4 protein-coding genes and 1 pseudogene are annotated in these 6,411 nt (G+C 66.7%); 2 read left to right on the top strand and 3 right to left on the bottom strand.

What is annotated here, in order from left to right; genetic code table 11:
* The first annotated feature begins 201 nt into the window (after positions 1 to 201).
* Positions 202 to 1,197: a 2-hydroxyacid dehydrogenase gene (locus ACFV6I_RS27190; protein WP_380428182.1), complete on the top strand. Its 996-nt coding sequence runs from the start codon at positions 202 to 204 to the stop codon at positions 1,195 to 1,197.
* Positions 1,198 to 1,216: 19 nt separating this feature from the next.
* Here ACFV6I_RS27190 and ACFV6I_RS27185 read toward each other — a convergent pair.
* A pseudogene (locus tag ACFV6I_RS27185) lies at positions 1,217 to 2,217 on the bottom strand (IS5 family transposase).
* Between the two features lie 84 nt (positions 2,218 to 2,301).
* Between ACFV6I_RS27185 and ACFV6I_RS27180 the strand changes: the two are divergent.
* Entirely contained in the window at positions 2,302 to 2,667 is a 366-nt protein-coding gene (locus ACFV6I_RS27180) for a hypothetical protein (RefSeq protein WP_380428180.1), read from the top strand.
* Positions 2,668 to 3,090: 423 nt separating this feature from the next.
* On the opposite strand, the gene ACFV6I_RS27175 is transcribed toward ACFV6I_RS27180, so the two are convergent.
* The gene (locus ACFV6I_RS27175) at positions 3,091 to 3,531 is read right to left on the bottom strand and encodes a hypothetical protein (protein WP_380428178.1); all 441 of its coding nucleotides are present in this window, start codon (positions 3,529 to 3,531) and stop codon (positions 3,091 to 3,093) included.
* Between the two features lie 13 nt (positions 3,532 to 3,544).
* On the bottom strand, positions 3,545 to 6,411 hold a 2,867-nt coding region (locus tag ACFV6I_RS27170; protein WP_380428176.1), incomplete at its 5' end, for a polymorphic toxin-type HINT domain-containing protein.

The raw sequence follows: 6,411 nt of genomic DNA, 5'->3' as shown, positions 1-6,411 counted from the left end.
GTCGGTTTTTGTGTATAAGACACTGGCTCACCCCCTTCCCGCTGGCCCCCCCCGGGGGGGGGTACCGGGAAAGCGCCCCCCCCCCCCCCGGGCGGGGCCCCGCCCCCCCCCGCGCCCGGCCCCTCGTGCGTCCGACGGGCGCCCCTGCGACGGCCCCGCTAGCGTGGCCGGTGGAGCGAACCACTCGCGGAAGGGCAACCGATGGAGATCCTCGCGTACGGGGTGCAGGCCGACGAACGGCCGCTGCTGGAACAGGCCTTCGCCGGCCGGCACGGGCTGCGCTGCCTGAGCATGTTCCTCAACCGCGACACCGCCCCACTCGCCGCCGGCTACCCCGCCGTCAGCAGCAGCGTCAACGCCGTCCTCGACGCCGAGACCCTCGCCGCCCTCGCCGCCGGCGGCACCAAGCTGATCGCCCAACGCTCCACCGGCTTCAACAACATCGACCTCGACGCCGCCGCCGACCTCGGCCTCACCGTCGCCCGCGTCTCCTACTACAGCCCCTACGCCGTCGCCGAACACGCCTGGACGCTGGCCCTGGCCGTCAACCGCCGCCTCACCCGCGCCGCCACCCGCACCCGCGAGTTCGACTTCCGCCTCGACGGCCTCCTCGGCCGCGACATCCACGGCATGACCATCGGCGTCATCGGCACCGGCAAGATCGGCGAGTGCTTCACCCGCATCGCCGCCGGCTTCGGCACCGAACTCCTCGGCTGGGACATCGCCCCCAACCCCGCCTGCCTCGACCTCGGCATGACCTACACCGAACTCCCCGAACTCCTCACCCGCGCCGACCTGATCAGCCTCCACGTCCCCCTCCTCCCCGCCACCCACCACCTCATCGACGCCGCCGCCCTCGCCCGGATGAAGGACGACGCCATCCTCGTCAACTCCAGCCGCGGCGGCCTCATCGACAGCGCCGCCCTCGTCGAAACCCTCCGCGCCGGCCGCCTCTCCGGCGTCGGCCTCGACGTCTACGAAGAAGAAACCGGCGTCTTCTTCACCGACCGCTCCATCGAAGGCATCACCGACGACACCCTCGCCCGCCTCGTCACCTTCCCCCAAGTCCTCGTCACCAGCCACCAGGCCTACTTCACCCACACCGCCGTCACCCAGATCATCGACGCCACCACCCGTAACATCGACGACTACGCCAACGGCCGCACCAACGAGAACACTCTGGTGCCGAGGAACTAGGGCGCGTATTCGGTTGTGATCAATGGGTGGTGCTGGTGAGGTCTTTGATCCAGATCATCGCGCCGCAAAGGTGGAGGCCGGCGAGGTAGCTGGCGGGCGTCTTGTCGTATCGGGCGGCGATGCCTCGCCAGGCCTTCAGTTTGTTGATCAGGCGCTCGACGGTGTTGCGCTCCTTGTAGAGGTCGACGTCGTGGCTGACGGGCCGGCCGCCTTTGCTGCCCTTCTTCTTCCGGTTCGCGGCTTGGTCCTTCTTCTCCGGGATGACCGCCTTGACCTTGCGTTGACGCAGGTGGGCGCGGTTGCCGCGGGACGAGTAGGCCTTGTCCCCGGCGACCGCGTCGGGCCGGGTGCGGGGGCGGCCGACCGGCCCGCGGACCCGTAACTTCTCGAGCACGGGGATGAGCTGAGGGCTGTCGGCGGCCTGCCCCTCGGTCAGCACGAACACCAGCGGGCCGCACCTGCGGTCGCCGGCGACGTGGATCTTGCTGGTCTGACCGCCTCTGGAGCGTCCGAGCAGCGCGGCCTTCAGCCGCAGCCTGCGCCGCCGGACACGTCGCCGCTCCTCGCGTCCCGGATCATCTGCGGCGTCCTGTCCGTCTTGTTCCTGCGGGCCGCCCCTTTTTGCCGGGCCTTCTCCGCCTCGTCCGCGGCCTTCTCCAGGGCCTCCAGGGCGTCACGGCCCAGGTGCATCCCGGCGGCATCGTGGTGGGCCCGAACGGTGGTGGAATCCACGCTGACCAGTGACAGATCCACCTCGCCCCGCCTCGCGGCCTCCGCGATCGCGCCCTCCAGCAGGGCTTCGAAGACGCCCGCGTCACGCCACTGCCGGAAGCGATTGGAGACGGTCGACCACGCGCCGAACTCCCCCGGCATCTCCCGCCACTGCCCGCCCGTCTTGAACCGCCAGATCACGCCCTCGAACTGCAGCCGCAGCCGCTCCGGGTACGGGCCGTACTCGCCGATCGACAGATATGGCCCGATGAACTCCCACTCAGCAACTGATAGTTGCGTCCGCGTCACGCAACATGGTCTACCGGATCAGGACCCGCCCACGCAGTCGAACCCCAAAAATTGATCACAACCAAATACGCACCCTAATCGCAGTTGCGCCGCCATCTGGGCCGCGTGCTGCCCGCCAATCACCCGGGCGACCAGTTGGAGGTACTGCTGCGGGTGGAAGCGGGCATGCGAGCCGACCAACCGCTGCTGTCCTCGCTGCTCGCGGCGGGCTACAGCAACCCTCCCACGCTCTACCAAAACTGGCACACCCCCGGGGCGGACGCTTCCCACCAGCGCTGGAGCGACCCCCGCGCACTGGCAAACCGAAGCACCCCGCCTTCACCAGCAGTTCCGGTACCGCTGAACCACCGAAAACCCACCGCCAGCCACGATTCGATCGGGCTCGGCGCCACCCCGGCCGGCCTGGTCGCCTCTGACGGTCATGACCCGCTCGGAGATGGCGGGGGGTGAGGTGGCTCCTTCATTCGGGTCGTCGGCAACTAACCCGGCCCCCTCGCCGACCACGTCGCCTACGGTGGCGGTCTTCACCGGGGCCGCGCGCTGGTCCGCACCACTACAGCGATGTCTTGGTCCCACGGAAGGCGTCGAGGAGCGGCACCCGGCTTGTACTGGGAACTGGTCCTCGTGGTGTCCGCGTCTTCCGTGGGGACTTCGGTACTGTCGCCGCCTTGCTGTGTCACGTCGGTGCGGCCTCCGTCTGTGGCGGGTTCGGGACCAGATGGCGCTGGATCCGAAGGCTGCCGTCCGACTCTTCCGCAGGGTTCGTCCGAGGGCCGACACCAGTCGACGCTGTCCTGCCGAGGCTGAACGGCCCGCTCCCATGCAAAGGCCCTGCCGAGGTCGGATTTCTTCCCGGCAGGGCCTCTGGGCTGGTTAGACTGACAAATCGCGCTGCGCCTCAGCGTAAGAATTAGCCGGAGCAATCTCCGACATCTTCCCAAAGAAGGCTATTCCAGCAGCTTTGACCTGATCCCGGAGCTCGATCAATGAGACATTTGCCCTTCTAGTCTCTTTTCCAATATGAGCCGAAACCAGAACCCTGGCCCCTTTGACTTCAAATGAAAGCTTGATCGGCTGATCAGGGAAGTATGTTTCCACGCGGCCCGGCAAATTGAGCTTCGCCGCCATCTCGGCAACATAGCACCAGAGTTGGTCGACGTAATCGCACTCCCGAAGGCCAATAATATCTATTCCGTCAACCGAAATCCGGATGGCGCCTTCGATGTAGTCGAGGTCGGGCGGCGGGGTGTGACAGGATTCCACCTTCACAAACTCGCCGTCCGCGGTCTTCAAGAACGTCTCGATCTCGATCATTTAACCGACCCCTCTATGAATTCACCGGATAGAACTGGCCAACCCGGCCCCTGTTCATGCCGAGCACGTAGTCGACGCCGTTGACCTTTCCCTTGATCTGATACATGCCGCGGCTACCCTTCTTAAGCAGATCGTCGCGATTCATTTTCATAACCTGTTCGATGGCGCTTTGAACATCTTCAACGCTCATCTTTGCATCAAAGAAGGACTGCTGTACCTTTACCGAGCCATCCCAGTACTTCGGGTGGTGGCGGGTAAGGATATGGTCCATCCCCTTCCTGTCGAGCAGGAAGGCCTCATTTCCGACCTTGAACTGCTGGCTGCTCCAGTTCCGGAGGACGATGAGGCATCCTCCGCTGTTGTGGACCAGGACCGGTGTAGCACCGGCGAGCACATGGTACGTGTGGACGGTGTTGACGGTGAGGTTGTATGCAGGTTGGAGGGTCTTCCAGTGCCTGGTGGAGGTGATCTGTGCAGTCTGGCCGGTGGCTGTACGCAGGGTATCGCCGGCCTTGAGGTCGGCGGCGTTTCGCCAGGTACGTTGGCTCTCGACCCAGAAGGGGTGATTGCCGGTCGAGGTGATCATTCCGGTAGCACGGTCCGGAGATATGATCATAAGGTCAGTGAAGTCGCGGTCGTCGGGTGTGTAGATGGTGGCGTCGACGCGGCGGGAACTGGTCTCGCCGGATTCCGGGTCGGTGGCCCTCACGTGGTCGCCGACGCGGATCTGTTCAATTTGACGGCTTGATCCGTCAGCCATCAGGACAAGAGTTCCCGCGGGGAAGCTGTTCTTCCCAACGCACGTCTCGACGGATTGCTCAAGACGGTTGATTCGTGATGCCTTAGCCGCCTCCTCCGCCGTCTTGACCTTCTTTGCGAGTGTCAGGAGCTTGACGGTCTTCCCAGCCGGGATGAGTTCGACGGCGAGTTGCGCACAGGAGGCGACGCTTTTCTGCGCGACGCATTCCTGGAAGGTGTCAACGCCCAGGGCAGTCTTGAAGAGCTGCTTCATGGCCTGCATTTCTTCCTGCGTACTGTCGTGGAACTCTGCCTTGTCCCCCTTCCGTATCGAGCATTCGGCAAGGTAAATGGGGGATACATAGAGGCCGACGTAGCAGGTGTTCTTCCTGCTTTCCTCCTGGGTCTTCTTGTCCTTCTCGATCCCCGCCCGGATTTCTTTCTCCAGCTCCTTCGTGAACTCCTCTTCGACCTGCTTGGCTTCGGCCTGGATACGCTCGTCCTCGGCCTTCAATGCGGCGGTGCGCTCCTGACTCCGCTTCTCTGCAACGATGTCCCAGGCTTCGCCTTCGGCCTGCTTAGCCTGCGTGGCATCCTTCCCTGCCGCGACCGCGGAGACGTGGGCCTCGAACGAAGCCTCGCGTGCCGAGTCGGCGGATCCGCGTGCCTGATTGGCAGAGGCCCGTGCGCGGGCAGCGGATGCCGTGGCCTTACTCGCGTCACGTGCTGCCATCTGTGCAGCGTTACGGGCGGTGGTGGCGGACTTGCTTGCTCGGGCGGCGGAGCCTTCGGCGTCCTGGGCGGACGTCTTGGCGTTCGCGGCGTACTGGTCGGCTTGGGCAGCAGAGGCGCGAGCCTGGTTGTGGGCGTTGTCCGCTTCGGCGGACGCGTTGCTCGCCACGGCCGCGGCCTCGGTGGCCTCCCAGGCGTCCTGCTGGGCCTTCGCCGCGGTCTGGGACGCTTCGGCGACCAGGCGGCTCATCTGCGCGGCGTGGGTGGTGGCGAGCTGGTCCTTGCGGTCGGCCATATACTGGCCGGCCGTCAGGAAGTCATGGACGAGCTCGGGCGTGCCGGCAAGCGCGATCTTGGCTGCGGCCTGGACCTCCGGCCCGCCACTGGCGAGCAGTTGGTAGGCGCTGACGCGCTCATCGGTCTGGCGCGCCATGCGCTGACCGGTCCGCAGGAAGGCGGCGACGGCCTTGGGCGAGCCGTCCCGTAGGGCCTTCTCGGCGGCTTCCTTGACACTGGTGCCGCCGGTGGCGATCAGCTGGTAGGCGCGGACGCGGTTGTCGGTAACTGCGGCCTCGTACTGGCCGACGGTGTAGAAGGCCTTGACCTGGTCGGCGTCGCCCTTCAGAGCCTGGGCCGCGGCGGTGCGTACGACCTCATCGGAACTGTCCTGGGCGACCTCCCACACACTCTGGCGCATGTCGTCCCGCTCGGCCTTGTCACGGCCGGTGCGCACCCAGTCGAGGACGGTGTCGTCGGTCCCGGAGAGAGCGTCAGCGGCGGCTTCCTGGCTCCAGGGTCCGCCGGTCTTCATAGCCGTAAGGGCCGCCTTGCGACCCCTGGCAGCGAGTGCCTTGGAGTCCGCGTCGGGCCGGGTGGCCTCTGCTGTCAGGGTGGCGGCCTCCTGGTCCTGGGCCTGCCATTCGGCGAGTATGGCGCCGATGCCTGCGGTGTCCTCGTCGTCCGCGGTCTTCAGGTCGCGGGCGGCCTCGACGGATGCAGCGGTACGAGCGGCGAGGTCCTCGGCCTCGGTTTTGCGGGCGAGTTCGTAGACACCGCCGGCGGTCTTGACCGCCTCGCTCGCCGTGTTCGCGGCCTTCCTGGCCTCCTCCGCCTGTCGGGTGGCCTCGGCAGCCGCTTCGGCGGACTGGCCTGCGTGCTGGGCGGCGTTGTCTGCGGCGGTGGCGGCGTTCTCGGCGTGGGTGGCGGCGGAGCGGGCGGCGTCGCGGGCCTGGTAGGCAGCCTGGGCTGACTGGCGGGCCAGTGCCGCGGAGGCGTTCGCGGCCCGGTCGGCCTCGGAGGCGTGGCGGCGGGCCTGCTCGGCCGCGCTCTGCGCGCGATTGGAGCCGGCTCCGGCGGCCTTCGCCAGACGGGCGGCCTTCTCCGCGGAGTCGGCGGCCGCCCAGGCGTTTC

The organism is Kitasatospora sp. NPDC059803 (assembly GCF_042732255.1).
Classification (GTDB): domain Bacteria; phylum Actinomycetota; class Actinomycetes; order Streptomycetales; family Streptomycetaceae; genus Kitasatospora.
Note: the sequence above shows the minus strand (reverse complement) of the source record. Positions and strands in the feature narration are given on the sequence as shown.

What these genes read in the sequence shown, in the direction of transcription:
- ACFV6I_RS27190 (WP_380428182.1), top strand. Translation starts at nt 202, where the DNA reads ATGGAGATCCTCGCGTACGGGGTGCAGGCCGACGAACGGCCGCTGCTG.
- ACFV6I_RS27175 (WP_380428178.1), bottom strand. Translation starts at nt 3,531, where the DNA reads ATGATCGAGATCGAGACGTTCTTGAAGACCGCGGACGGCGAGTTTGTG.